We start from the raw sequence: 26,238 nt of genomic DNA, 5'->3' as shown, positions 1-26,238 counted from the left end.
TTACTATGTTAGGAATGCGGTCTAACACAGCGCCTGAAAAAACTGATGTCCTGGCCTCCGTGCCAGGACCTCAGCACGTTGCGATCATCATGGACGGAAATGGTCGATGGGCGCAAAAAAAGGGCAAAATCAGAACGTTCGGACACAAAGCCGGCGTGGAATCTGTTCGTGCAGTGGTACGTTTTGCTCGTCAGAATAATATTCAATCACTGACTCTTTTCGCTTTTTCCAGTGAAAATTGGAAACGTCCCGAAGAAGAAGTGTCGGTGCTTATGGAGTTGTTCAATTTGGTTTTGAACAACGAGGCAAAACGCTTGCACAAAAATGGCGTACGTCTCAAGGTGATAGGTGATGTGTCAGCTTTCGATGACAAGCTTACTGAAAAGATTCGGAAAGCCGAAGCGATGACAGCAGATAACCAGGAATTAGTGCTAAATATTGCCGCTAATTACGGTGGTCGCTGGGATATTGTCAATGCCGCCCGTCAACTCAGTGAAGCCGTGAGCGAAGGCAAAATGTCGTCTTCAGAAATCACAGAAGCTACGTTCGACTCTCACATCTCTACCGCGGGTTTACCGGAACTGGACTTACTTATCCGTACTGGGGGCGAACATCGCATCAGTAATTTCTTGCTGTGGCAATGTGCTTATGCGGAACTTTATTTTACCGACGTACTGTGGCCGGATTTTTCCGAAGACGTATTTCAGCAAGCTGTCAATGACTTCAAGCAGCGTCAGCGTCGGTTCGGTCTTACAGGCGAGCAGGTCAGCGTTCCTTAAGCTGAGCCTGCGCCATTAAGACGGAGCGCTCTCCGTCATCAGGAGCACAACGCCAATTATGCTAAAACAACGGATAATAACAGCATTAATTCTGGCGCCACTGGCGCTTATCGCGATCCTTTTTCTGCCTGTTTGGTGGTTTGAGGTAGCCATTGCCGGTGTCATCGGTCTGGGTGGCTATGAGTGGGCAAATATGTCTGGCATTAAGGCACGTCCTCGCAAGGCCATGTTTGCGGCGTTTGTCTTTGCACTCTGTCTGGTGTTGTCGTCTTTAGTGAATGCATCTGACATCTGGTATCAGGGCCAGTTACACGGTCTCTATCACTTCATTCTTGGTATCTCTGTCATCTGGTGGTTATTCTCGCTGTGGATGATCATCTTCTACCCACGCTATTCTACGTTCTGGCGCAATAACAACCTTATTCGACTGGGCTTTGGTCTGTTAACGCTTATTCCTACATGGGTGGCCGTTATCAGCTTACGTACCAGCCTGCACGATGTAGACACCCTATATGGCTCATCGCTTATTTTTTATGTGTTGGGTATTGTCTGGGCGGCGGATATCGGTGCTTTCTTCAGTGGTGTTAAATTCGGCCGTCATAAGCTGCGTCCGAATGTGTCTCCGGGTAAAACCCTGGAGGGGCTCATTGGCGGAATTGGCGCCTCATTTGCGATTATTGCGTTTGCCGCTTTGCACTACCAGGTCGCTACCGATCGTATCTGGCTACACCTTCTCATTGGCGGTATTACCGTTGCTGTTTCAGCATTGGGCGATTTGAATGAAAGTATGCTCAAGCGCTGTGCCGGCATTAAAGACAGCGGTAAATTGTTGCCTGGTCATGGTGGTATTCTCGATCGTATCGACAGCCTGACAGCAGCCTTTCCGGTATTTGCCTTCTGTTATGTAACCTGGATGGCATGATGCAAACCGTTACTATTCTTGGTGCAACCGGCTCCATCGGTTGCAGTACACTCGATGTCATAAATCGCCACCCGGACAAGTACCGGGTTTTTGCCATCACGGGTAATCAGCAAATTGAAAAGCTGTTACAACAGGCGAAAAACTGCGCAGCACGCTATGTGGTGCTTGCCGATGACAACCTGTACGACAAAGCCCGTGAAATGGCGGCCCATATGCAGGTTGAATCTGAAATTCTCTGTGGCCATAAAGCCCTTGAAGAAGTGGCGAGTGCCCCTGAAGTTACGTCAGTAATGGCAGCGATTGTCGGTGCTGCAGGCCTGTTACCAACTCTTGCTGCGGTGAAGGCGGGTAAACGGGTGTTGTTAGCTAACAAAGAAGCCCTGGTGATGTCTGGCGCATTATTTATTGATGCCGCACGTCAATCCGGCGCAGAAATCCTGCCTATCGATAGCGAACACAATGCTATTTTTCAGTGTTTGCCCGATAATTTTAAATACGGCGAGCTCGCGGCTTCCGGTATCAAGCAAATTCTACTTACCGGTTCTGGTGGTCCGTTTCGCGAGCGCGCGCTAGCCACTTTTTCCGAGATTTCCGTGGAAGAGGCTTGTCATCATCCGAACTGGTCGATGGGGCGTAAAATTACCGTTGATTCCGCCACCATGATGAACAAGGGTCTTGAATTTATCGAAGCCTGCTGGTTGTTTGGCGCCACATCAGATGACATCACCGTTGTGCTGCATCCTCAGAGTGTGATTCATTCTATGGTGCAGTATAACGACGGTTCAGTGATTGCTCAGCTTGGCAATCCTGATATGCGTACGCCTATCGCTTATGGGCTTGCGTGGCCAGAAAGAATTGACGCGGGTGTAGAACCCCTCGACTTTGCAAAAATGGCAGACTTGTCATTTTCCTCGCCTTGTTATGAGCGCTATCCCAACCTTAAACTTGCCATCGATGCCTGTAACGCGGGGCAAGCCGCTACCACCCGTTTGAATGCGGCGAATGAAATTGCCGTTGCGGCGTTCCTCGACGGCGAGGTGGGTTTTACTGATATTGCGCGAATTAACGAAGAAACACTGAATAAATTGGAACCTGTGAGCGTTTCGTCTCTCCAACAAATCCTTGAAGAAGATCGCAAAGCCCGTGATGTGGCAAGGGAATTGGTAAGGGGTATCGCGTAGTGTTTTCGTTTTTATGGAGTTTAGGTTCATTTGTTGTGGCGCTGGGTATTCTGGTGGCCGTACATGAATGGGGGCATTTTTACGTTGCCCGGTTATGCGGGGTGCATGTTGAACGCTTCTCCATTGGTTTTGGTAAGCCATTCTGGACACGGGTAGACAAAAAAGGTACCGAGTTCGCCGTCGCCGCTATCCCTCTGGGTGGCTATGTACGAATGCTTGATGAGCGCGTGGATACCGTACCGGAAGAAAAACGTCACCTGGCCTTCAACAACAAGCCGGTCTTACAGCGCATGGCGATTATTGCCGCAGGGCCCGGGGTTAACTTTATTTTTGCGGTTATTGCCCTTACCGCCATGTTTCTGATCGGTCAAAACAAAGTTAAGCCCGTAGTGGGGGAAGTGTTACCTCAAAGTATTGCCGCGCAAACACAGCTGCATAGTGGCGATGAAATTGTTGGCGTAGACGGGCACGACACGTTGGACTGGGAGTCGGTCAATCTGGAACTGGTTTCGGCTATCGGTAGCGATTTTGTGCCAATTACTGTAAAGAATGCGCAAGGAATAACCAGTCAGGTTGAATTAAACATCAGTAACTGGAACTTTGATCCAGAAAAGCAGTCTGCATTAAACAGTTTGGGTATCGTGCCATTCAGGCCTGCCATAACGCTGAATATCGGTCTTGTCTCTGCAGATAGCCCAGCAGAGCAAGCCGGATTGTTAGTCGGTGATTCTCTGGTTGCGCTTAACAATGTTAAGATTGCAAGCTGGGAGTCGCTGGTAGAGCAGGTGAAAGCGTTACCTGGTGAAGACGTAGCCTTAACCATAAAACGCGATGGACAGACGCGTGTAATTAATGCCACTATCGCGCGCCGCGACACGCCAAATGGCCAAACTGGCTTTTTGGGCGTTAGTCCGCTGGCTGAACCCTGGCCCGAGGGCTATGTGTTTGTGCATCAGTATGGTCCGTTCGACGCCATTGTAAAGGCGGCGGATAAAACCTGGCGCTTAACGGCTGTCAGTGTTGAAATGCTAGGTAAGCTAGTAACCGGCGATGTGTCGCTGAACAATCTTAGCGGCCCGATTTCCATTGCACAGGGTGCAGGGGTGAGTGCAGGGTATGGCCTGACTTACTTTTTGAGTTTTTTAGCGTTGATCAGTGTCAGTCTTGGCATTATCAACTTGTTGCCAATTCCTATGCTGGATGGTGGTCACTTGCTGTTTTATGTCATCGAGTGGGTCACCGGAAAGCCAGTACCTGAAAGGATTCAGGAAACCGGATTTAAAATTGGCGGCGCATTGCTCTTTATGATGATGAGCATTGCCATTTTTAACGATATAAGTCGCTTTACATCTTAGTTTGTCTGTTGGTGTGATAAACAGATACAGATAAATGTAGACGACCATTTTAAATTAGAACAGCAAAACGCGGCCAGGAACAAAAGAATAGATGAAGTTAAATCAGTTAGTAGCAGCCGGACTCATGGCGTCCAGTGCTAGCTTCGCCAATGCTGCAGTGTCTGACAGTGAATTCGTTGTTGAAGATATCAAAGTCATCGGTTTGCAACGTGTTGCATTAGGTGCAGCGCTGACGTATCTGCCGGTGCAGGTAGGTGATCGACTCAACAGTTTCCGAATCACCCAGGCAATCCGTTCACTATACTCTTCTACGCACTTTGAGCGTGTTGAGATCCTTCGCGATGGTAATACATTGGTGGTTAAGGTCGCAGAGCGTCCTACTATCAGTAACATCATCTTTGAAGGAAATGACGATATCAAAGATGAACAATTGCAGGAAAGTTTGGATGGCAATGGCGTGCGAATTGGCGAGCCGTTGGACAAAACTGTTCTAACATCAATTGAAAATGGCCTGAAAGATTTCTTTTACAGCATCGGGAAATACAACGCTGACGTGTCTGCGATTGTTACCCCGCTGCCTCGTAACCGGGTCGATCTCAAGCTGCTCTTCGAAGAAGGCGATGCCGCCGAAATTCAACAGATCAACATCGTGGGTAACTCGGTGTTCTCTGATGAAGAGTTGATGAAAGACCTCGAACTTCAGTTTGATACGCCGTGGTGGGATTTCTTATCCGAAACCCGTTATCAGCAGCAAACGCTGCAGGGCGATATGGAAACCTTACGCAGTCACTATATGGACCGCGGTTACCTGCGCTTTAACATCGATTCAACGCAAGTCTCAATGACGCCAGAGAAAGACGGCATTTATATTGCGCTGAATGTAAACGAAGGTGAGCAATATACCGTTTCTGATGTTGAACTGGTTGGTGACTTATTAGGTAACGAAGAATACATCCGTTTAGTGTTACCGATTAACGTTGGTGAGCTGTACAACCAAGCGGAAGTGACCTACACCGAAGAGTTTATTAGTAAGTATCTGGGCCGCTTTGGCTATGCTTATCCTACAGTGACCACGGTGCCAGAAATTAACGATGAAGATAAAACCGTTAAACTGACACTTTCTGTCGACCCGGGCAAGCGTATTTATGTGCGCCGTATTAACTTTGAAGGTAACACAGTCACCTCGGATTCTGTTTTACGTCAGAACGTAAATCAGATGGAAGGGACCTGGCTATCCAATACCTCACTCGAAACGTCGAAAGCATCCCTGTCTCGTCTGACTTATATGGAAGAAGTGGAATTCGAAACCACGCGATTGCCAGGACTTGATGACCAGGTCGATGTTGACTTCAATGTTAAAGAACAGCCTTCAGGTTCATTTAATGCCGGTATTGGTTATGGTGACCGGACGAAACTGAGCTTACAGGCGGGTATTCAGCAAAATAACTTCCTTGGCACTGGTAAACAGGTTGGCCTCAATGTCAGCACGGTTTCGTATCAACGTTCTGCGCAAATTACCTACAACGACCCGTACTTCACCATAGATGGAATCAGCCTTGGTGGTACTATCGGTTACAGTGAATTCGATGGTTCTGACTTTAACGTTATTCAATATAACTCCAAACGCTGGTCTGTTGGGGCAAACATTGGTTATCCGATCAACGAAGTAAACCGGATTAACTTTGGCCTGACGTATTCCAGTGTAGAATTGTATAACACCGGTTATTACGAGCAAACAGAACAGTTCTATAACCAGTTCCGTGATGCGACCGATCCTGAAGCGCCAATCAATTACGACAGCTACCAGGCGAGTGTGGCGTGGAGCCGTAGCACGCTGAACAGAGGTTTGTTCCCAACTGCCGGTTCGTCACAGCGCGCCAGTTTGTCGGTTACTACACCAAATTCAGACGTTAACTACTTCAAAGCGGTACTCGATACCAAGTTTTATTTCCCACTGTCTCGTGACACGCGCTGGACCGTACTGGCCCGTCTTCGTTTAGGTTACGGTAATGGTTACGGCGAAACGAACGGTAACGAGCAAATCCTCCCATTTACTGAAAACTTCACTGCCGGTGGTGCTGACACCCTGCGTGGATTTGAGAACAACACGGTAGGTCCTCGTGGTATTATCCGCGGGAACACCAACAGTATTGTTGGACCGGATGGGCAGGTTTATCCTGGTGGTTCCGCCACCGACGGTATCAGTATTTCAAGACGAAGCCTTGGTGGTAATGCCATGGCCCTTGGTGGCGTGGAGCTTATTGTTCCCACACCATTTGTCGATGCAGAATATGATAATTCAGTACGTACCAGTATGTTTATTGATGTAGGTAACGTTTGGGATACTGAATTTGATTATGATAAGTACAAGGATTTAACCCAGTACAGTACAAATTCTGGCGGATTGATAGACTATTCCGACTGGACACAGTATCGTAGTTCCGCAGGTATTTCTGTACAATGGATTTCACCGATGGGGCCGATGGTCTTTAGCTTCTCTCGCGCTATTCAAGAACGTGAAGGCGATGACGCTAAATTCTTTACCTTTAATATCGGTCAAACATTCTAATTCTAATCCGGAAGTGAACCGGGCTTTAAAAATTTAAAAAGGAGTTCCTTTTGAAACAGTTGGCAAGACAATTCGTAGCAACCCTGATGTTAGGAAGTGCACTGGTAAGTGCATCTGCAATGGCTGAGCAGAAAATCGGCGTAGTAGATGTGCAAGGTGTATTCCAGGCGATGCCGCAGGCCGCTGAGATCTCTAATAACATCCAGGTAGAATTTAAAGACCAGATCGATGAAGTGAATCAACTTCAGAAAGACGGCCAGTTTTATGCAGAGCGTCTTCAGCGCGATGCTGCTACAATGAGCGAATCTGAGAAGAAAGAACTGCAAGATAAAATCCTTGCCGTTCGTGAGCAACTGGCAGAAAAAGGTCAGCCGTTACAGCAAAACATTCAACGTCGTAGCAACGAAGAGCGTAACAAGCTGTTAGGTTTAATCAAACAAGCGATTGATTCTGTTGCTGCTAAAGGTAAATACGACCTGGTATTAAATGCTGGTGCAGTTGCCTATACCGCTGATGAGCATGATATCTCTGAGCAAGTGCTCGAGCAGGTAAAGAAAATTAAGTAATGCCTTCGCCGGTTAACGGCGGCTTACTTCACAGAGCAGTTAATCTGCCCGGCAAACAGACTAACGTCGAGAGATGTTGGTCTGATTTGTTTTTAGCGCATATAAGCGTATGGTTGCCGCCATTTAAAAATAAAATACGGCAATCGGTCTGCAGCAAGTGAAATGCAGACTTGTTTTGGCATTAGGAGAGCTTTTTTGGCCAACTCACTCAACACAATTGATATCCAGGAAATTCTGGATCTACTTCCACACCGTTACCCGTTTCTGCTGGTTGATCGCGTTACCGACTATGTCGAAGGCGAATCCATAAAGGCGTACAAGAACATCACCATGAATGAACCTTGCTTCACCGGTCATTTCCCGGGTCGCCCGATTTTCCCTGGCGTGCTTATTCTGGAAGCAATGGCACAGGCAGCTGGCGTACTTGGTTTTAAAACCATGGGTAAATCCGATAAGCTATACTTGTATGCAGGTATTGATAGTGCACGGTTCAAACGTCCTGTGACACCTGGCGATCGTCTGGAATTCGATGTCAGCCTGATTAAAGAACGCAGAGGGATTTGGAAATTCAGAGGTACCGCAAGCGTCGACGGTGAGGAAGCTTGTAGTGCTGAATTCATGTGTGCAATAAGAGAGATGGTATAACGTGATTCATTCTACTGCCGTGATTTCCGACAAGGCTACCCTTGGGAAAAACGTCACGGTTGGACCGTTTTGTTATGTGGGCGATGAAGTGGTAATCGGAGACGATTGCGTACTTGAGTCTCATGTTGTGATTAAGGGTCCGACAACCATTGGTAAACGTAACCGCTTTTTCCAGTTTTGTTCAATCGGTGAAGATTGTCAGGATAAGAAGTACGCGGGCGAGCGTACGTATCTGGAAATTGGTGACGACAACGTATTCCGCGAATCCAGTAGCGTTCATCGGGGTACCATACAGGATAATGCAATAACACGTGTTGGCTCTCGCAATCTGCTTATGATCAATGCCCATGTAGCACACGATGTGGTAATGGGTGACGACTGTATCCTGGCGAACAATGTGTCGTTGGCTGGACACGTCCACATGGGTAACTTTGTTATCTTTGGTGGCGGCGCCGCTATTCATCAATTCGGTAAAGTGGGAAGCCATGCATTCGTCGGAGCCGGTGCCATTCTGGTGAAAGATGTTCCTCCTTACGTTATGGTTAATGGTCAAAAGAACGTAACGGCAGGGATTAACTCTGAAGGCTTACGTCGTCGCGGATTCAGCTCAGAGCAAATTATGGCAGTGAAGCGTGCATATCGCACACTGTATCGCGATAACAATACCATTGAAGAAGCTATCGCTAAGTTAGCGGATGTTGCCGCGAAGGATGAAAATATCCAGGCATTGGTCACATTCCTGGAAAACGCGCATCGGGGCATATTACGCTAAATGCCCGCTTCAACGTTGCGAATCGGCATCGTGGCAGGTGAGCCATCTGGAGATGTGCTCGCCGCCGGTATGGTTGCTGAACTGAAAAAGCGATACCCCGATGCCATTATTGAAGGCATCGGCGGTGACAATATGAAAGCGGCGGGTTTTCACTCGTTGTTTGATATGGAAACCCTCTCCGTTATGGGGCTGGTTGAAGTATTGTCTCATTTACCTGCCATTCTGAAATTAAAAAAACAATTACTTGCTCATTTCGAAGCTCATCCTCCTGATGTGTTTATTGGCGTTGATGCACCAGATTTTAATCTGCGTGTAGAAAAGGCGTTAAAAGCACGAGGTATTAAAACGGTGCACTATGTCAGTCCAACCGTGTGGGCTTGGCGAGAAAAACGCATACATAAAATAAAGGCGGCAACCAACCACGTGCTTGGCTTGTTTCCTTTTGAGAAGCAGGTTTACGACAAGTACCAGGTACCTTACACCTTTGTCGGCCACACGCTGGCTGATGCCGTCCCCCTTGAGCCTGACCAGCAAGCAGCACGGGCTTCACTGGGGCTAGACGCCAACGCGCCAGTGCTTGCCGTTTTACCCGGAAGCCGGGGTGGGGAGTTAAAAGCGTTGTTACCCGTGTTTACTGAAACCATGCGTAAAATCAAAACCCTGGTTCCCGGTATTCGCTTTGTTTTGCCCGCTGCGAATCAATATCGTCTCGATGGTATTCAGGCTTATTTACAGGAAAACTGCAAAGACTGGTTTAGCGATGGCGAGTTATTACTCACCAAAGGGAATGCCAGAGAAGCGATGATTGCCAGCGATACCATTTTACTGGCATCAGGCACGGCGACGCTGGAAGCTATGTTGTGCAAACGCCCCATGGTGACCTGTTATAAACTTGCGCCGCTCACTTACAAAATCATGCAGCGCCTGTACAAAGCGCCATTTTTTGCCTTACCGAATTTGCTCGCTGGCGAAGCACTGATCCCTGAGCTGCTTCAAGATGATGTAAATCCAGATACGCTGTGTGAACACTTAGTGCCTATGTTTTCTAAAGATAATTCCGCGCTCATTCAGCGCTTCACTGCGTTACACAAAAGCTTGAAACTGGATGCAGATAAAATGGCTGCCCAGGCCATTTCAGAGGTTATTAATGAATAAACTGATTGCCGGTGTTGATGAAGTAGGTCGAGGACCACTGGTGGGTGACGTGGTAACTGCAGCGGTGATTTTAGACCCTGCTAATCCCATCGAAGGACTCAACGACTCGAAAAAACTGTCTGAAAAGAAACGCACGGCGCTGGCTGAAGAAATTAAACAAAAAGCCCTGAGTTGGGCAATCGGCCGCGCTACTCCGCAGGAAATCGACCATCTCAACATCCTCCACGCAACCATGCTGGCGATGAAACGTGCCGTTGAAGGGCTGGCTTTACAGCCCGAATTTGTGCGAGTAGACGGTAACCGACTGCCAGACTGGTCGTATGCATCAGAAGCGATTGTCAAAGGCGACGGATTGCATGCCGAGATTTCTGCAGCATCAATTTTGGCGAAGGTTGAGCGTGATAACGACATGATAGAGTTACATGCTCAGTATCCCCAATATAATTTCGCCGGGCACAAAGGCTATCCCACTAAAGCACATTTTGAAGCTTTAGAAGCGTACGGCGTATTACCGTGTTATCGTATGTCCTTTAAGCCTGTTCAGGCGCGTTTGGCTGTCCAGAAATAAGAGAATAAAGCATGTCTACGCCGTTTATCCATCTTCGCGTTCACAGCGACTTTTCGATGATGGATGGGTTGAATAAAGTTAAGCCCATCCTTGCGCAGGTTGAAGCCTTCAACATGCCCGCGGTGGCGATCACCGACCAAATGAACATGTGTGGTCTGGTGAAATACTATTCCGACGCCCACAATCGCGGTATCAAACCTATTATTGGCACCGATTTCTGGGTGCAAAGTGAAATGCTCGACGAGGAGCCTTTCCGTTTAACCTTATTGGCGATGAACAATGAGGGCTATAAAAATATCACCTTGCTGATCTCCAAAGCCTACCTGCGTGGTGAAGTTCATCACCGCGCTGTTATTGATCAGGCATGGCTGGCTGAACATGCAGAAGGCGTGATTATTCTGTCCGGTGCTATGCACGGCGATATTGGTATTGCACTCACTAAGAATAACCAGAAGATACTAGACGCCTCACTGGCCTTTTATCAGCAGCATTTTGCCGATCGATTTTACCTGGAACTCATTCGTACTGGTCGCCCGGGAGAAGAGGACTATTTGCATAGAGCTGTAGACCTGGCTGAACAGACAGGTTTGCCGGTGGTCGCCACTAACGAAGTGTGCTTTATCGAAAAGGTGGGCTTCGAGGCCCATGAAATTCGTGTGGCGATTCACGATGGCTACACCCTCGACGATCCTCGCCGTCCGAAGCGTTACAGTGATCAACAGTATCTTCGTTCTGCCGAAGAAATGGTTGAGTTGTTCAGCGATATACCGGAAGCCATCGAAAATACGGTGGAGATTGCTAAACGCTGTAATGTTACCGTACGCCTTGGTGAGTATTTCCTGCCGCAGTTTCCAACCGGCGGCATGACCACAGAAGACTTTCTGGTGAAAGTGTCAGAAGAAGGTTTGGAAGAGCGACTTGAGTTTCTGTTTCCCAATGAAGCGGAGCGGGCAGACAAGCGACCTGAATACGATGAGCGTTTGGCCATCGAACTGGGTGTTATCAACCAAATGGGATTCCCCGGTTACTTCCTTATCGTTATGGAATTTATCCAGTGGAGTAAAGACAACGGCATCCCTGTAGGGCCAGGCCGGGGGTCCGGTGCCGGCTCATTAGTGGCTTATGCGCTCAAAATTACTGACTTGGATCCGCTTGAATTCGACCTGCTATTCGAACGTTTTCTTAACCCAGAGCGGGTATCCATGCCCGACTTCGACGTTGACTTCTGTATGGATCGTCGCGACGAAGTTATCGACCACGTGGCAGAGCTATACGGCCGTCAGGCGGTTTCTCAAATCATTACCTTTGGTACCATGGCAGCAAAAGCCGTGGTGCGGGACGTGGGCCGTGTTCTTGGTCATCCCTACGGTTTTGTCGACCGTATTTCCAAACTGATCCCGTCAGACCCTGGCATGACGTTGGGTAAAGCCTTCGAAGTGGAGCCACGGTTACCAGAGCTATATAACGACGATGAGGAAGTGAAAGACCTCATCGATATGGCCCGCATTCTGGAAGGGGTTACCCGTAACGCCGGTAAACACGCCGGTGGCGTGGTTATTGCCCCCACTACCATTACCGACTTCGCGCCGCTGTATTGCGATGACGAAGGGAAAAACCCGGTAACCCAGTTCGACAAGAATGACGTGGAAACGGCCGGTCTGGTTAAGTTCGACTTCCTGGGTCTGCGTACCTTAACCATCATCCAGTGGGCGCTGGATATGATTAAGGAAGGGCGAGGCGAGGATGTAGACATTAGCGCCATTCCCCTTGAAGATAAAAAGAGTTTCCGCTCGCTACAAGCTGCAGAAACCACAGCGGTATTCCAGCTTGAATCTCGCGGGATGAAAGAGTTGATCAAGCGCCTGAAGCCAGACTGCTTCGAAGATATTATCGCACTGGTGGCCCTGTTTCGACCGGGGCCGCTGCAATCAGGCATGGTAGATAACTTTATCGACCGTAAACACGGTAGGGAAGAAATCTCATTTCCGGATGCGGAGTACCAGCATGAGTGTCTGAAAGAAATTCTTGAGCCCACCTACGGCATCATCCTGTATCAGGAACAGGTTATGCAGATTGCCCAGGAAATGTCCGGATACAGCCTGGGTGGCGCTGACTTGCTCCGCCGTGCAATGGGTAAGAAAAAACCCGAAGAAATGGCAAAGCAGCGGTCAACCTTCCAGGATGGTGCCGCCGGTAATAACATCGATCCCGATCTGGCAATGAAAATTTTCGATCTGGTGGAAAAGTTCGCCGGATACGGGTTTAACAAATCACACTCTGCGGCATATGCCCTGGTGTCATATCAAACGCTATGGCTGAAGGTGCATTATCCTGCTGAGTTCATGGCTGCGGTTATGTCGGCAGATATGGATAATACCGACAAAATCGTTACCCTGGTTGATGAAGTTGATCGTATGGGCCTGACCATGTTGCCACCCGATCTCAACGTGGGTAAATACAAATTCACCGTGGACGATCAGGGTCGTATTGTTTACGGCATTGGCGCAATCAAAGGTGTGGGCGAAGGCCCCATCGAAGCGATTATTGAAGCCCGGGAACAACACGGTAGTTTTACTGATTTGTTTGATTTCTGTGCTAAAGTGGACATTAAGCGGGTTAACAAGCGCGTACTAGAAAAATTGGTGCTTGCCGGGGCGATGGATAACCTGGGGCCGCATCGAGCCGCCATTATGGCATCGTTGCCTGAAGCTATTGCCGCAGCCGGACAGCATGCAAAAGCCGAGTCGTTTGGACAGTCAGATATGTTCGGCTTGTTGACCACAGAACCCGACGACGTTAAACAAGCCTTTGCTGATGTGCCACAATGGCCGGAAAAGGTTTGGCTGGATGGCGAGAAAGATACCCTTGGATTGTATCTCACTGGCCACCCGATTAACCAATATGCTGACGAGATTAAACATTACTCAGATGGCAGGTTGGTTGATCTTAAACCTACCGGAAAAGACCAGATGTCTTCTGCGGTAGGTTTAGTCTTAGGCGTACGGGTGATGACCAATAAAAAAGGGCGTCGCTGGGCCATTGTTACCCTGGATGATAAAAGTGCAAGGATGGATGTACGTTTCTTCCCGGATATGTACGAAAAATATGAGAGTATTCTCGAAACTGACCGTATCCTGCTAATAAAGGGACAGGTCAGCTTTGATGATTTCTCTGGTGGCAATACAATCTCTGCCCGTGATGCAATGGACATTGTTCAGGCCAGAGAACAGAACGCAAGAGCACTGATGTTGGAATTAGACACAGTGCAAATTGATGAAAACCGAATTTCATCACTACAGGCAATTCTTCAGACGTACCGCGGCGGCAGTTGTCCGGTACAGATGCGTGTGGTCCATCCGGATGCGGAAGCAGTACTGGCCTGCGGTGCACAGTGGTACGTGACACCGGAAGATCAATTGTTGCACGAATTAAAGCAGTGTCTGGGTGAGCAGTCAGTCGCCATGTGTTATCACTGACAGGCGTAAAAAGTAGTATAGATAGGACACAGAATGAGTATACAGTTTTTGGAATTTGAGCAGCCGATTGCTGAACTAGAAGCAAAAATCGAAGAGCTTCGGCTGGTTAATCAGGGTGGTGAATTCGATGTGGGTATCGAAGAAGAGATCACCAAATTACGCACGAAAAGTGCAGAGCAGACAAAAAAGATCTTCTCTGACTTAGGTGCATGGCAGATCTCTCAGTTGGCCCGTCATCCAATGCGTCCTTATACGCTGGATTACGTTGGCCGCATTTTTACCGAGTTCGATGAACTGGCCGGTGACCGCGCTTATGCCGACGACAAAGCCATTGTTGGTGGTCTGGCAAAAATTGATGACCAGCCAATTATGCTGATTGGTCATCAGAAAGGTCGCGACACCCATGAAAAAATTAAACGTAACTTCGGTATGCCAAAGCCGGAAGGTTACCGCAAAGCCCTGCGTCTGATGAAGATGGCGGAGCGTTTTAATCTGCCAATCGTTACGTTAATCGACACGCCGGGAGCCTATCCGGGTGTGGGAGCGGAAGAACGTGGCCAAAGTGAAGCGATTGCCCGCAATCTTTTCGAAATGGCACAGCTTCGTGTACCCATCATCTGTACTGTTATCGGTGAAGGTGGTTCCGGTGGCGCACTGGCCATTGGTGTGGGTGACCGCGTGAATATGCTCCAGTACTCTACCTATTCGGTTATTTCACCAGAAGGCTGTGCGTCTATTCTGTGGAAGAGTGCAGAGAAAGCCCCTCTGGCTGCTGAAGCAATGGGCGTGAGTGCGCCGCAAATTAAAGAGCTTGGTTTGATCAACAGTATTGTTGAGGAACCGCTTGGTGGTGCCCATCGCGATCACGACAGTATGGCGGCAAATTTGAAAGCCACCATCAAACAGCAGTTAAGTCAGCTTAAATCGTTAGACGTTGAAAATCTGATGGAAGAGCGTTACCAAAGACTGATGTCTTTCGGTTACTGCTAAACCCGCAGTACAATCTGGGACAACAGCTATGTCTTTAAAGGTCGATGCAACATCATTGATGCTGCAGATCACCGAATCGCTTCAACGACTGTTGTCCTCGCTAACATCACCGCCTACCACACTCATTGTTGGGTTCAGCGGTGGTGTAGATTCTTCCTTTCTTCTCCATGCACTAGCCTGTTCCTCCCTCGTTTCATCTACATCATTACCTCCTCTGCATGCCGTATATATTCACCATGGTTTAAGTGACCAGGCCGACCAATGGCAACTGCATTGCCAGGAATTCTGTGAACAGCGAAATATTCGCTTCTCAGCGGTGGAAGTACAGGTGCCTGATTTACCCCGTACCAGCCTTGAGGCGACAGCACGTGATGCTCGGTATGATGCACTTCTGGATATCTGTAAACGTGAGCAGGGGGCGCTGGTGTTGGGTCAGCATCAAGATGATCAAGTGGAAACCTTATTGCTAGCACTAAAGCGGGGGAGCGGACCTGCCGGACTTGCTGCGATGCCTGCGGTGTCGACAAAGTGTGATGTGGCTTTACTTCGGCCTATGTTGAATGTATCAAGGTCAAGCCTAGAAGAGGCGGCAAAGGCACTTTCGCTTGATTGGGTAGAAGACGAATCAAATACCGATCTTCGGTTTGACCGCAATTATCTTCGCCAAACCATATTGCCCATGATAACAGCGCGTTGGGAGCAGTTTGGCGGCAGTGTCAGCAAATCCGCGGAGTTACTTCAAGAGCAGAATGCGCTGCTCGATGAAGTGACAAAAGAACGTTTTTTATCTTCAAGGAACGCTGACAACACCTTGTCAGTGGCGCGTATTCAAGCTTTGTCTTTACCCTGGCAGCGTGCTGTTATTCGTTATTGGATTCGGCTTCACCGCAAACCAATGCCAAGTCGAATTCAACTCGAGGAAGTACTGCAAGCGATGGGGGCCAGGGGTGATGCAAATCCAGTGGTTTCTATGAGTGGGTACGATATTCGGCGTTACAATCAGAGCTTGTTTCTTACCGAGTCACTCAGTCGTCCTGAACAGCAAAAAGTGACACCCGGTACCATTATCCAGTTACCGTGGTGGCCAATCGCCTTCGAAATTGACGGCCAGGGGGATTTTTCTGTGGTAGCGGCACATGAAATAAAACGACTTCAGGTACTGAATAACCCGTTAGCAAAAACGCCTGGGAAGTGGTTCAAAGAGTGGAAGGTGCCAACCTGGCTACGAAATCAGGTACCGGTGATCATCGACAATGAACACCCGGTGGCAGTGGTTCTCACCGACAAAATCATTTATTTATCGGCAGCTGCGAAAGCGCAGTTCGATATTCGCCTGGTGGATACCGCGCTGCCAGAATGAAAGCCAGAGGCAACAATTTGCCTCTTAGCGGGTTTAATGGCTGACAAGCTATGCCGCTAGATAGGCGTTTTTACCTGCGCCTTTTACCTGATAAAGTGCTTTATCTGCTCTGTCTATAAGGTCAGAAATACTGTCTTCCTGGCGGAAAACTGCACCGCCGATGCTACAGGAAATACCGTGATCATGCAGGAAGGTATTGTTAGCAATCTTCAAACTAATTCGATCGGCGATGCGTTTAAGCGATGTTTTCTTTGAGCAATCCAGTAGACAACAAAACTCGTCGCCGCCAATACGAAACGCTTCATCCTCAGCACGTAATACTGCGGCGATCTCAGTTGCCACTGTAAGCAACACTTTGTCACCTTCCTGATGACCAAAGCTATCGTTCACATGCTTGAAGTTGTCCAGATCCAGTATCAATAGCCCGAAGGTTTCACTGTGGCGAAGCGCGCGACTGGTAAGTCTGTCGCAGGATTCATCAAAGGCATTGCGGTTACCTAGTTTCGTTAACGCATCTTTTGTCGCCATTTTTTTCAGGCGATCAAACTCCAGTGCGTTGCTGAACTGATGACTGAACAATACGTGTAGTTCACCAAGGCATTGTCGCTCTTCACGGCTCGGCTCTGATGCGAACATATAGTGAACATAAGGTGCCGGGCCTTGAGCCGAGCGATTGCTAAGCGGCAGCGATAGGGTAGTGCCCGGCAGATTTTTAACCGGTGCACGGCCATACGTCAGGTGACGAGCGGCTTCGCTCAGGTTAAGATGAACCAGTGCAACATGTTGTCTTAGCTGATGAAAGTACAAAGACGCCAGGGCAGAAATGTCTATGGTAGACAAAATTCGACCAAGAAACGCGTTCTTTTGTTCTGCACTCAGTCGCGGTCCTGTCGACGCCAAAGGATAAAAGCTGTCTGGTAAAGCGTGCTCAAAAGCGGATGTTGAAAATTCCAAAACCGTGCTCCTCAGGAACCATGCGTTATACTTACCAGCGGCAACATGAAAGTAATCATTTTAGTCAAAAAGTTGCCGCCTCATCGTTGATGCAGAGGATTCTGCAAACGCTGTGCCATCGCTAAAATTGACTTGTCGGTAGATTGAGCGATTTGGCCTGAACTGTATTTGCCAGCAAAAACCAAGGAGTCGTTGTGGTAGAGAGTGGATTTGGACAAATTGTTTTCTTGATGGCTCTTGCTGTTATCAGCGTCGCAGTTTTTCGCAAGCTGCATTTACCCCCCATTCTCGCCTATCTGTTCGCTGGTCTACTCGCGGGCCCGGAGGTACTCAAGCTATTTCTGCATCCTGAAGACATGCATCTACTGGCAGAAATCGGCATTGTATTTTTATTGTTCTCCCTTGGTCTTGAGTTTTCTTTGCCGAAATTGATGTCGATGCGCAGCCTGGTGTTCGGTGTGGGGCTAGGACAAATGGTCTTTACCACTGGGACATTCTCGGTTATCGTCCATTTCTTTGGCTTTGAATGGGGGCCCGCAGTCATTATCGGTGGCATGCTGGCATTAAGCTCAACGGCCATTGTGATTAAACAACTTACCGAAGCCGGTGCCCTTAATCATCGGCGTACTGAAATGGCGATCAGTATTCTGCTGTTTCAGGATTTGGCAGTCGTGCCATTTTTGATTGTTATTCCACTAATGGCATCGCAACAGGATGTCAGCCTGGCCAGCGCATTGATCATGGCGCTCGTGAAGGGCGTGGTGGTTGTCATTATGCTCCTGTCGGCAGGGAAGTGGATTTTACCCTGGATATTTCGAGAAGTCGCCAAAACCCGCACCGATGAGCTGTTCGTTCTCACTACCATTTTAGTTGCCATTCTTGCTGGCGGCCTCACCTATGTGTTTGGCTTGTCCATGGCGTTGGGGGCATTTCTTGCGGGTATGATGCTCGGTGAGAGCCAGTACAAGTATCAGTTAGAAGCCGATATCCGTCCGTTCCGCGATATTCTCATGGGACTGTTTTTTGTCACAGTGGGCATGCAGTTAAAACTCGATGTGCTGTTTTCCGATGGCTTATTCATCTTCACTGGGGTATTGGTGTTAATGGTGCTTAAAGTGTTAGTGCTCCAGTTGGTCGCCAAAATACTTAAGCGGGATTCAGTTGATTCCTGGGCTACCGGCATCAAGTTGTGTCAGATTGGCGAATTTAGTTTTGTTATTGCGGCACTGGCTACCACTGAAGGGGTGATTGATGCGCGCACCTCATCGATCATCATCAGTATGGGGGTTATCAGTATGGCGCTCACTCCCATGTTGGTGGATCGCAGCGTTGCATGGGCACAACGGCTTTCGCCTAAGCAAATGCGCCATGTTGAGCCCGAAAGCACCATTCCTGAAGCCTCTGAATATAACAATCACATCATCATTGCTGGATTTGGCAGGGTGGGGCAGTCTGTGGCCCGACTGCTAAAACTGGAAGGAATCGCATTTATTACTATCGATGCCGACCCCGTGCGGGTTTACGAGAGTCGTAATGCTGGCGAACCGATATTATTTGGTGATGCCAGTCAGAAAGATATTCTGGAAAATGCGGGAGCGGCTCGTGCTAGCCTAATCCTCGTGACGTTTGACGAGCCCGAAAAGGCAAAGCAGGTTATCAATGCTGCCCGGCAGATAGCCGGTGAAATTAACCTGATGGTGAGGACAAAAAGGGACTATCAGCTAGACGCCTTGTATAAAGCGGGCGCGAGTCAGGTAGTACCGGAGATTCAAGAGGGCAGCCTGATGTTAATTTCACAAGTGTTGCACTATGCAGGCGTGCCGATGTCGAGAATACTACGACGTGTACGTGAGGAGCGTCAGGGGCGCTATGATCATCTCCATGGTTTCTATCCCGGTGAAACCACTGAAATAAGCTATGGCACAGAAGATAAACTGGAGTTTGTGCATGCGGTTGTTCTGAATAACAACGCGGCCTGTCTTGGACGGCAATTGAGTGATATTGATTTTCAGCGCATGCGGGTGCGTTTGCAGGGATTACGCCGGGACGGCCAGGAAATCAACGAGCCCAATCCGGGCGATGTGCTGCAAGCCGGTGATGTGTTAGTTATTGCGGGTAAACCGCGACGGGTAGAAAGAGCCGAAAGACGTTTGCTTGAAGGGGCGTAAATTTGCCCCCTACGCTGGCACGGGAAAGTCATTGCCGTTTATAGGTAAAAGCCTCTTGGCCTAACAAACGGCTTTTCAGAGCGTGCTCGATTAGGCGACTTTGTCTTTTTCCAGATCTTTGAACTGTCTTTTGAGATCGTAGTTTTCGTCGGTCACGATTTTTTCCAGCACTTCAATGCGCTCACGTAGCGCAGCCATTTCAGCCTGCATGGCTTCATCAACTTTGGAATTCTTCTTTGATTTACTTTTATCCTTTGCAGCATTTACGACAGAAACCAGTGCCCAGGCACAGATAGCAACAATTGCAATGGCGGTCATATTCATTTTGTTCCCTCAACAAAGTAAAATTAAAGTGTAACGCCCCAACGGCGTTTTGTCGTTAACGATTGGCGATATAATCGTCACAAACTGTGTCATTGTTTTATGTGTCCACAAATTTGCCAACGATATAGTGTGCAGCGCCTTGGTTTTGCTCTTAATCTTAATTTTATAGAAGCAAGTCCGTTGCCAATGTGGAATACTATTAAATATCAGTTGGTTAGGTTTTTCTTGTTTTGTGGAAAACCAACAAAATGTGAAAGTTAAATAAAATTTGGTCAAATTAGCTAATGAGTGAAGTTGTTAGTCAGCCTGATGAATACTGGATGCGGGAAGCGCTTAAGCGGGCTGATCGTGCTGAAGCGGTAAATGAAATCCCCGTGGGTGCCATTGTTGTCGCGAATGGAGAAATTATTGGTGAGGGTTGGAATACGCCCATTTCCGACCACGATCCCTCCGCGCATGCAGAAATGCAGGCTGTGCGAATGGCGGCAAAGCAGGTTGAAAATTATCGGGTGATAGACGCTACGCTCTATGTCACGCTTGAACCTTGTGCAATGTGCGCGGGCATGTTGGTTCACGCTCGAATTGCCAGAGTGGTGTTTGGTGCGTTCGATCTTAAAACCGGTTCGGCAGGCTCAGTCATGCAGTTGCTTCAGCATCCGCAGTTAAATCATCAATGCGAGATAACGTCTGGTGTGTTAGCACAAGAGTGCGGTGAAAAACTGTCTGCCTTCTTTCGCCGTCGCCGGGCTGAGATTAAAGCCGCAAAGGCGGAGGCGAAAAGGCTTTCAGAGTAGGCCGAGCGACCTGGGGGAGATATTAGCGAGGGCGAATGCCCGTAGGATTAATTATTGCTTTCAGGTTTGCCGAACATTTCCTCAGTATTGAAATGACGGCGGCGTTGTAATACCCGTTGATGGGCGCGTTTTAACATTAATTTTCTTCTGTTCGTATTTTTCAAAACAATTTTTCTCTTTTTTGCTTTTAGTCTTCTCATTCACCCTCCTATTCTTATCACAGTCAGGGCGCTGATGTAACAGGCACAGTGCTTACCTGTCACTAAATCCATCATTACAGCGGCAATAACGCGTAGGGCAATCACCAATACGCTGTAAGTATGCATTTAGTTTTACCGGACAAAGATGAAAACTTTATTACAATTTTCACTTACCAGTAGGTGATTCCCAAATAAAAGCCAGGAATCGTTATTGTGCCTCCAGCGCAACCAGGGCGCGTTGGTAATCATGAACATTGGACACAAACTTTATTGTGTTAGTTCCGTTAACATAGCCAGCATTAAGATGCCGATAAATATCGGGATCTTCAAGTGCCGGATAGCGCAGCTGGACATCAATCCAGCTATTTTCATCGCCACCCTGTTCCCGGGTAAGCCGACGAGCGTCCAGCAAGTGGGGAATGCCCGAATAAAAGGCGGCCAATGCCATCGATACCCTTTCCTCGGGGGGAACAATATTCGGTATCAATACCATAATCGTAGCGAAACGTTGCGCATCTGCGAGGTTACTGGTCTTATTCTGCCAGCGGTTTAACTGGAAAGTCAGTGCTGCTAATAACGTGCGTGACGTTTGCTCAGAAATTTGACTAAAGACGCTTCCGGCAACTGAATCGAAGTGAGCGTACAGTTCATCTTCGGCTTCGATTGCTTGATTGACTATCGCCGTAATATCAGGCTCAGTTAAAGGTGGTTTGGCAGTCATATAGCGGGCGTGAAGTTCGTCAAATATGCCCTGCTGGTGGGAGTCGTTGAAATAATCAAATACCGCTGCCTGTAAGGAGTCGTCCTGAGTGGCATTTAACTGCCAGGCGGTTTCAAGATAGCGGGGGCCTTGCTTATTGTGCTCGGTATTAAATGCCTGATAAGCACCGCCCGGTACGACGAGATCAATGCGGTTGTCAACGAGGGCTTTTTCCATATCCACGGTGTCGAAATAAGGAATTAGCGCCAGTTCTACATTCAGATGCTCAGCAAATCCGGCGACTAACTCGTAATCAAATCCTTGCTTTCCCTGTGGTCCGATTTCAAACCGCGCGGGCGCGAACTGAATGCCCACTTTTAACTGCTCCCGGTTGTCGATATCACTGCGAATATCGGGCAGGGAAGGGGGAATACATCCGCTCAGACCCGTTAGTACAAAGACTGCAACGAGCAGTTTCTTTACCGGCGAGGCGCTGGGCAGTAAACCGGAAGGCTTTGTGTACAGCACGTATTTATCTTAACCTTTGATAGAAATTTGAAAAAAAATTAAACTTGTCTGGAATGTTAGGTTATCAAAAGGCCGGAATTCCTCTATAATCCGCGCCGAAATCCTCGTCCATCCAAGAGATAGCGTTTTGAGCTGTCAGACGTTATTTCCAAACAATCAGGTAAAGCGATATGTTGGTCCTTAGAGGCGCACCCGCCCTGTCTGAATTCAGACAAACTAAACTTATTGAAAGGCTGGGTCAATCCGGTATCACCGTGAATGGCATTTATGCAGAGTTTGTTCATCTGGTGAACACAACGCAAGCACTGACCGACGACGCTCGTCAGGTCTTAGATAAACTCCTCACTTATGGTCCGAAAGCGCAGACCAAAGCACCGACTGGCGAATGTTTCTTCGTTACGCCGCGTCCGGGCACCATCTCTCCCTGGTCTTCCAAAGCCACTAATATTGCACAGAACTGTGGCCTTACCGCCATCGACCGCATTGAGCGTGGTTGTGCATATTATGTTGAAGTAAACGGCGAATTATCTGATGCAGATAAAGCGCTGGTGGCGGCAGAACTGCACGACCGCATGACTGAGTCGGTATTTGCTGCGCCAGAAAGTGCGGCGGTGCTTTTCGAGCAGGCGCAGGGACAGAGCTTTACCTCGGTGGATGTATTAGGAAGCGGCAAGCAGGCACTGTTTGATGCGAATATCAGTCTGGGTCTGGCTCTCGCTGACGATGAAATTGACTACCTGTTTGACAGTTTCACCCGTTTAGGTCGTAACCCTAACGATGTTGAGCTTTACATGTTCGCGCAGGCTAACTCTGAGCACTGCCGACACAAGATTTTTAACGCCAGCTGGACTATTGATGGCGTAGAGCAGGATAAATCCCTGTTCAAAATGATAAAAAACACTTTTGAAACCCACCCTGAATTTGTTCACTCTGCGTATAAAGATAACGCGGCTGTGATGGAAGGCTGGCAGGCGGGGCGTTTCTTCCCGAACCCGCAGTCGCATCAGTACGAATATCATCATGAAGATATCGACATTCTGATGAAGGTGGAAACCCACAACCACCCAACGGCTATTTCGCCGTTCCCGGGTGCTGCTACCGGTTCCGGTGGTGAAATTCGTGACGAAGGTGCAACAGGCCGTGGTTCTAAACCTAAAGCCGGTTTGGTGGGCTTTACCGTTTCTAACCTGCGTATTCCGGGTGCTGAGCAACCGTGGGAAGCCAACTATGGCAAACCACAGCGTATCGTCAGTGCATTGGATATTATGATTGAAGGCCCGCTGGGTGGCGCGGCATTCAACAACGAATTTGGTCGTCCAAACCTGTTGGGTTATTTCCGTACTTACGAGCAGGAAGTGTCCAGCTTCAACGGTGTGGAAGTACGTGGTTACCATAAACCAATTATGCTGGCTGGTGGTCTGGGTAACATTCGTAAATCCCATATCGAAAAAGGCGAAATTACCGTTGGCGCGAAACTCATCGTGCTGGGTGGCCCGGCAATGAATATCGGTCTCGGTGGCGGCGCGGCGTCTTCCATGGCGTCCGGTCAGTCTAACGAAGATCTGGATTTTGCTTCTGTACAGCGAGACAACCCTGAAATGGAGCGTCGCTGTCAGGAAGTTATCGATGCCTGCTGGCAGTTAGGTGATAACAACCCGATTCAGTTTATCCACGATGTGGGCGCAGGCGGTCTGTCTAACGCACTGCCTGAACTGGTTAACGACGGTGGTCGTGGCGGTAAATTCGAATTGCGTGACGTGCTGGCCGACGAAGCGGGCATGACGCCACTGGAACTGTGGTGTAACGAATCGCAGGAACGTTATGTACTGTCTGTTGCCCCTGAAAATCTGGAAAAATTTGCGGCTATCTGTGCCCGTGAACGTGCCCCGTTTGCGGTAGTGGGAGAAGCCACTGAAGAGCAGCACCTTTCACTGCACGATGCTGATTTCGAGAACCAGCCTATCGATATGCCTCTGGATGTACTGTTAGGCAAGCCGCCTAAAATGCATCGTGACGTGAAATCAGAAACAGTTGCACCAGAAGCACTGAAACGTGAAGACATCACGCTGGCTGATGCGGCTCAGCGAATGCTGCGCCTGCCGACGGTCGCTGAGAAAACCTTCCTTATTACCATTGGCGACCGCTCGGTTACCGGTCTCGTTTCACGCGACCAGATGGTGGGTCCGTGGCAGGTGCCGGTGGCTGACGTTGCGGTTACCGCCAGTGCGTTTGACACCTATCATGGTGAAGCCATGTCTATGGGTGAACGGACGCCTGTAGCCTTGTTGTCTCACGGCGCATCAGCCCGTCTGGCAGTGGGTGAAGCACTGACCAACATTGCGGCGTCGAACATTGGTGACATCAAGCGCATTAAGTTGTCTGCAAACTGGATGGCTGCTGCCGGTCACCCGGGTGAAGACGCCGGTCTTTACGAAGCCGTAAAAGCGGTAGGTGAAGAACTGTGTCCAGCGCTGGGCCTGACGATTCCGGTGGGTAAAGACTCCATGTCGATGAAAACCGCTTGGCAGGAAGAAGACGGTACGGGTAAATCAGTAACGTCTCCATTGTCGCTGGTGATCACTGCATTTGGTGCAGTAAAAGACATTCGTAAAACACTCACACCGCAACTGCGTACCGATAAAGGCGCAACACGCCTGATGCTGATTGATTTAGGTGCTGGTCAGAACCGTCTTGGCGCAAGCTGTCTGGCGCAGGTGTATCAGCAACTGGCTGATAAACCTGCAGATGTTGATAGCGCAGAAACTCTGCTGGGCTTCTACAACGCTGTGCAGGCGATGGTAGAAAAAGAGCTGGTTATCGCTTACCACGACCGTTCTGACGGTGGTCTGTTCACAACCGTAGCGGAAATGGCGTTTGCCGGTAAGACAGGCGTAACGGTTTCTCTTGATACTCTGGCTGACGATGACTTAGCAGTACTGTTTAACGAAGAATTAGGTGCGGTTATTCAGGTAGCAGAAAGCGACGTTGAAGCGGTGACAGCGATTGCTGAAGCTCACGGTCTGGGCGCGCTGTTACACGATATTGGTACGCTGAATGCGACAGACATGGTTGAGTTCAACCGTGGTGACGTTGCTGTACTGACCGACACTCGCGTGAATCTGCGTACCATGTGGGCAGAAACCACGCACAATATGCAAAGCCTGCGTGATAACCCTAAATGTGCTGACGAAGAGCATGCTGCCAAGCAGGATGCGGCAGATCCGGGTTTGAGCGCGAAGCTGAGCTATGATGTTACTGAAGACGTTGCTGCGCCTTATATTGCTAAGGGTGTTAAGCCTGAAGTAGCGATTCTGCGTGAGCAGGGCGTTAACTCTCATCTGGAAATGGCAGCGGCATTTACCCGTGCTGGCTTTACCGCTATCGACGTGCACATGAGTGACGTACTGAGCGGCCGTGTATCTCTGGACAACTTCAAAGGTCTGGCGGCTTGTGGTGGTTTCTCTTACGGTGACGTACTGGGTGCCGGTGAAGGTTGGGCGAAGTCAATTCTGTTCAATGCCCAAGCCCGTGACCAATTTGCAGCTTTCTTTAACCGCAATGATACGTTCAGCTTGGGTGTATGTAACGGTTGTCAGATGCTGTCTAACCTGAAATCTTTGATCCCTGGCACAGAAAACTGGCCACACTTTGTGACTAACGTGTCTGAGCGCTTCGAAGCCCGTGTTGCCATGGTAGAAGTAACGGAGTCAAACTCTGTGCTGCTGCAGGGCATGAAAGGCTCGATGATGCCTATCGCGGTATCTCACGGTGAAGGTCAGGCTGAGTTTGCCTCTGCTGATGCATTGAGTGCGGTCCAGAGTGTGAATCAGGTCGCCCTGCGTTACGTGAACAACTACGGTCAGGTAGCAGATACTTATCCTGCGAACCCGAACGGTTCACCAGCGGGTATCACGGGTCTGACATCTGCTGATGGTCGAGCAACGATTATGATGCCTCACCCAGAACGTGTATTCCGTACTGTAGCCAACTCCTGGCGCCCAGACGACTGGCAAGAAGACGGTGCGTGGATGCGCATCTTCCGCAACGCCCGCGTCTTTGTCGGCTAGGTTGAGGTTGTAATACCGCTTCTCGCACGAAGAGGGGCTGCGTTTTAAAAACACGCCGAAAAACCATCCATGGTGGCTCGGTTGCGGCGTCCCTGCCGCAAACGGTTTTTAAAACGCAGCCCCTCTTTTTTTGTGCGAGCGCTGGTTAGTCAACCTGTTCAGCAC

The 26,238-nt window shown here is 48.9% G+C and carries 20 protein-coding genes; 16 read left to right on the top strand and 4 right to left on the bottom strand.

From position 1 onward, the window contains the following. Nucleotides 1-14 precede the first annotated feature (14 nt). The 13 genes from uppS to tilS all read left to right on the top strand — a co-directional run bounded on the left by uppS (nucleotide 15) and on the right by tilS (nucleotide 16,338). A complete protein-coding gene (gene uppS, locus ACXAGX_RS09790; RefSeq protein ID WP_474817752.1) occupies nucleotides 15-779 on the top strand; it encodes a polyprenyl diphosphate synthase in 765 nt (254 codons plus the stop codon). A gap of 58 nt (nucleotides 780-837) precedes the next feature. Then, the gene (locus tag ACXAGX_RS09785; protein WP_070127117.1) at nucleotides 838-1,701 is read left to right on the top strand and encodes a phosphatidate cytidylyltransferase; all 864 of its coding nucleotides are present in this window, start codon (nucleotides 838-840) and stop codon (nucleotides 1,699-1,701) included. Further along, nucleotides 1,701-2,882, top strand: coding sequence for a 1-deoxy-D-xylulose-5-phosphate reductoisomerase (gene ispC, locus ACXAGX_RS09780; RefSeq protein WP_474838111.1), 1,182 nt, complete (start codon nucleotides 1,701-1,703; stop codon nucleotides 2,880-2,882). The genes ACXAGX_RS09785 and ispC overlap by 1 nt, the downstream gene beginning before the upstream one ends. After that, nucleotides 2,882-4,237, top strand: coding sequence for a sigma E protease regulator RseP (rseP, locus tag ACXAGX_RS09775; RefSeq protein WP_474838004.1), 1,356 nt, complete (start codon nucleotides 2,882-2,884; stop codon nucleotides 4,235-4,237). Before ispC ends, rseP begins: the two co-directional genes overlap by 1 nt. A 91-nt stretch (nucleotides 4,238-4,328) precedes the next feature. After that, nucleotides 4,329-6,806 carry an outer membrane protein assembly factor BamA gene (gene bamA, locus ACXAGX_RS09770; protein WP_474817754.1) on the top strand — a complete coding sequence of 826 codons (2,478 nt, stop codon included), beginning with the start codon at nucleotides 4,329-4,331 and terminating at the stop codon, nucleotides 6,804-6,806. A 50-nt stretch (nucleotides 6,807-6,856) separates the two neighbouring features. After that, nucleotides 6,857-7,372 carry an OmpH family outer membrane protein gene (locus tag ACXAGX_RS09765; protein WP_083273186.1) on the top strand — a complete coding sequence of 172 codons (516 nt, stop codon included), beginning with the start codon at nucleotides 6,857-6,859 and terminating at the stop codon, nucleotides 7,370-7,372. A 195-nt stretch (nucleotides 7,373-7,567) separates the two neighbouring features. Next, a complete protein-coding gene (gene fabZ / locus ACXAGX_RS09760) occupies nucleotides 7,568-8,017 on the top strand; it encodes a 3-hydroxyacyl-ACP dehydratase FabZ (RefSeq protein ID WP_070127112.1) in 450 nt (149 codons plus the stop codon). 1 nt (nucleotide 8,018) lies between these two features. Beyond that, a complete protein-coding gene (lpxA, locus tag ACXAGX_RS09755) occupies nucleotides 8,019-8,789 on the top strand; it encodes an acyl-ACP--UDP-N-acetylglucosamine O-acyltransferase (RefSeq protein WP_474817756.1) in 771 nt (256 codons plus the stop codon). Further along, nucleotides 8,790-9,944, top strand: coding sequence for a lipid-A-disaccharide synthase (gene lpxB / locus ACXAGX_RS09750; protein WP_474838002.1), 1,155 nt, complete (start codon nucleotides 8,790-8,792; stop codon nucleotides 9,942-9,944). After that, nucleotides 9,937-10,512: a ribonuclease HII gene (gene rnhB, locus ACXAGX_RS09745; protein ID WP_474838000.1), complete on the top strand. Its 576-nt coding sequence runs from the start codon at nucleotides 9,937-9,939 to the stop codon at nucleotides 10,510-10,512. The genes lpxB and rnhB overlap by 8 nt, the downstream gene beginning before the upstream one ends. Before the next feature lie 11 nt (nucleotides 10,513-10,523). Beyond that, on the top strand, nucleotides 10,524-13,988 hold the full coding sequence (gene dnaE, locus ACXAGX_RS09740) for a DNA polymerase III subunit alpha (RefSeq protein ID WP_474837998.1): 3,465 nt from the start codon (nucleotides 10,524-10,526) through the stop codon (nucleotides 13,986-13,988). A gap of 33 nt (nucleotides 13,989-14,021) precedes the next feature. Then, a complete protein-coding gene (gene accA, locus ACXAGX_RS09735; RefSeq protein WP_070127105.1) occupies nucleotides 14,022-14,978 on the top strand; it encodes an acetyl-CoA carboxylase carboxyl transferase subunit alpha in 957 nt (318 codons plus the stop codon). A 28-nt stretch (nucleotides 14,979-15,006) separates the two neighbouring features. After that, nucleotides 15,007-16,338 (top strand): tRNA lysidine(34) synthetase TilS, encoded by a 1,332-nt coding sequence (gene tilS / locus ACXAGX_RS09730; protein WP_474837996.1) that lies wholly within the window; start codon nucleotides 15,007-15,009, stop codon nucleotides 16,336-16,338. A gap of 48 nt (nucleotides 16,339-16,386) precedes the next feature. On the opposite strand, the gene ACXAGX_RS09725 is transcribed toward tilS, so the two are convergent. After that, a complete protein-coding gene (locus ACXAGX_RS09725) occupies nucleotides 16,387-17,292 on the bottom strand; it encodes a GGDEF domain-containing protein (RefSeq protein WP_474817760.1) in 906 nt (301 codons plus the stop codon). 230 nt (nucleotides 17,293-17,522) lie between these two features. Between ACXAGX_RS09725 and ACXAGX_RS09720 the strand changes: the two genes are divergently transcribed. Further along, a complete protein-coding gene (locus ACXAGX_RS09720; protein WP_474818391.1) occupies nucleotides 17,523-19,460 on the top strand; it encodes a cation:proton antiporter domain-containing protein in 1,938 nt (645 codons plus the stop codon). Nucleotides 19,461-19,550: 90 nt separating this feature from the next. Here ACXAGX_RS09720 and ACXAGX_RS09715 read toward each other — a convergent pair whose 3' ends face one another. Beyond that, nucleotides 19,551-19,778: a hypothetical protein gene (locus tag ACXAGX_RS09715; RefSeq protein ID WP_474817761.1), complete on the bottom strand. Its 228-nt coding sequence runs from the start codon at nucleotides 19,776-19,778 to the stop codon at nucleotides 19,551-19,553. A 290-nt stretch (nucleotides 19,779-20,068) separates the two neighbouring features. Here ACXAGX_RS09715 and tadA point away from each other — a divergent pair, with 290 nt between their 5' ends. Continuing rightward, entirely contained in the window at nucleotides 20,069-20,578 is a 510-nt protein-coding gene (tadA, locus tag ACXAGX_RS09710; RefSeq protein ID WP_474837994.1) for a tRNA adenosine(34) deaminase TadA, read from the top strand. A 47-nt stretch (nucleotides 20,579-20,625) separates the two neighbouring features. Here the strand turns inward: tadA and ACXAGX_RS09705 are convergent, their stop codons facing one another. Then, nucleotides 20,626-20,778, bottom strand: a complete 153-nt coding sequence (locus ACXAGX_RS09705) for a hypothetical protein (RefSeq protein ID WP_170826629.1) — start codon at nucleotides 20,776-20,778, stop codon at nucleotides 20,626-20,628. Nucleotides 20,779-20,986: 208 nt separating this feature from the next. Beyond that, the gene (locus ACXAGX_RS09700) at nucleotides 20,987-22,006 is read right to left on the bottom strand and encodes a membrane-bound lytic murein transglycosylase MltF (protein ID WP_474817763.1); all 1,020 of its coding nucleotides are present in this window, start codon (nucleotides 22,004-22,006) and stop codon (nucleotides 20,987-20,989) included. Nucleotides 22,007-22,176: 170 nt separating this feature from the next. On the opposite strand from ACXAGX_RS09700, the gene purL reads away from it, so the two are divergent. Continuing rightward, nucleotides 22,177-26,073 carry a phosphoribosylformylglycinamidine synthase gene (gene purL / locus ACXAGX_RS09695; RefSeq protein WP_474837992.1) on the top strand — a complete coding sequence of 1,299 codons (3,897 nt, stop codon included), beginning with the start codon at nucleotides 22,177-22,179 and terminating at the stop codon, nucleotides 26,071-26,073. The last annotated feature ends 165 nt before the right edge of the window (nucleotides 26,074-26,238 follow it).

This window comes from Alteromonas sp. ABV4_515 (genome assembly GCF_056160345.1).
The sequence above is the reverse complement of the archived record's forward strand: the minus strand, read 5'-3'. Positions and strand labels throughout refer to the sequence as shown.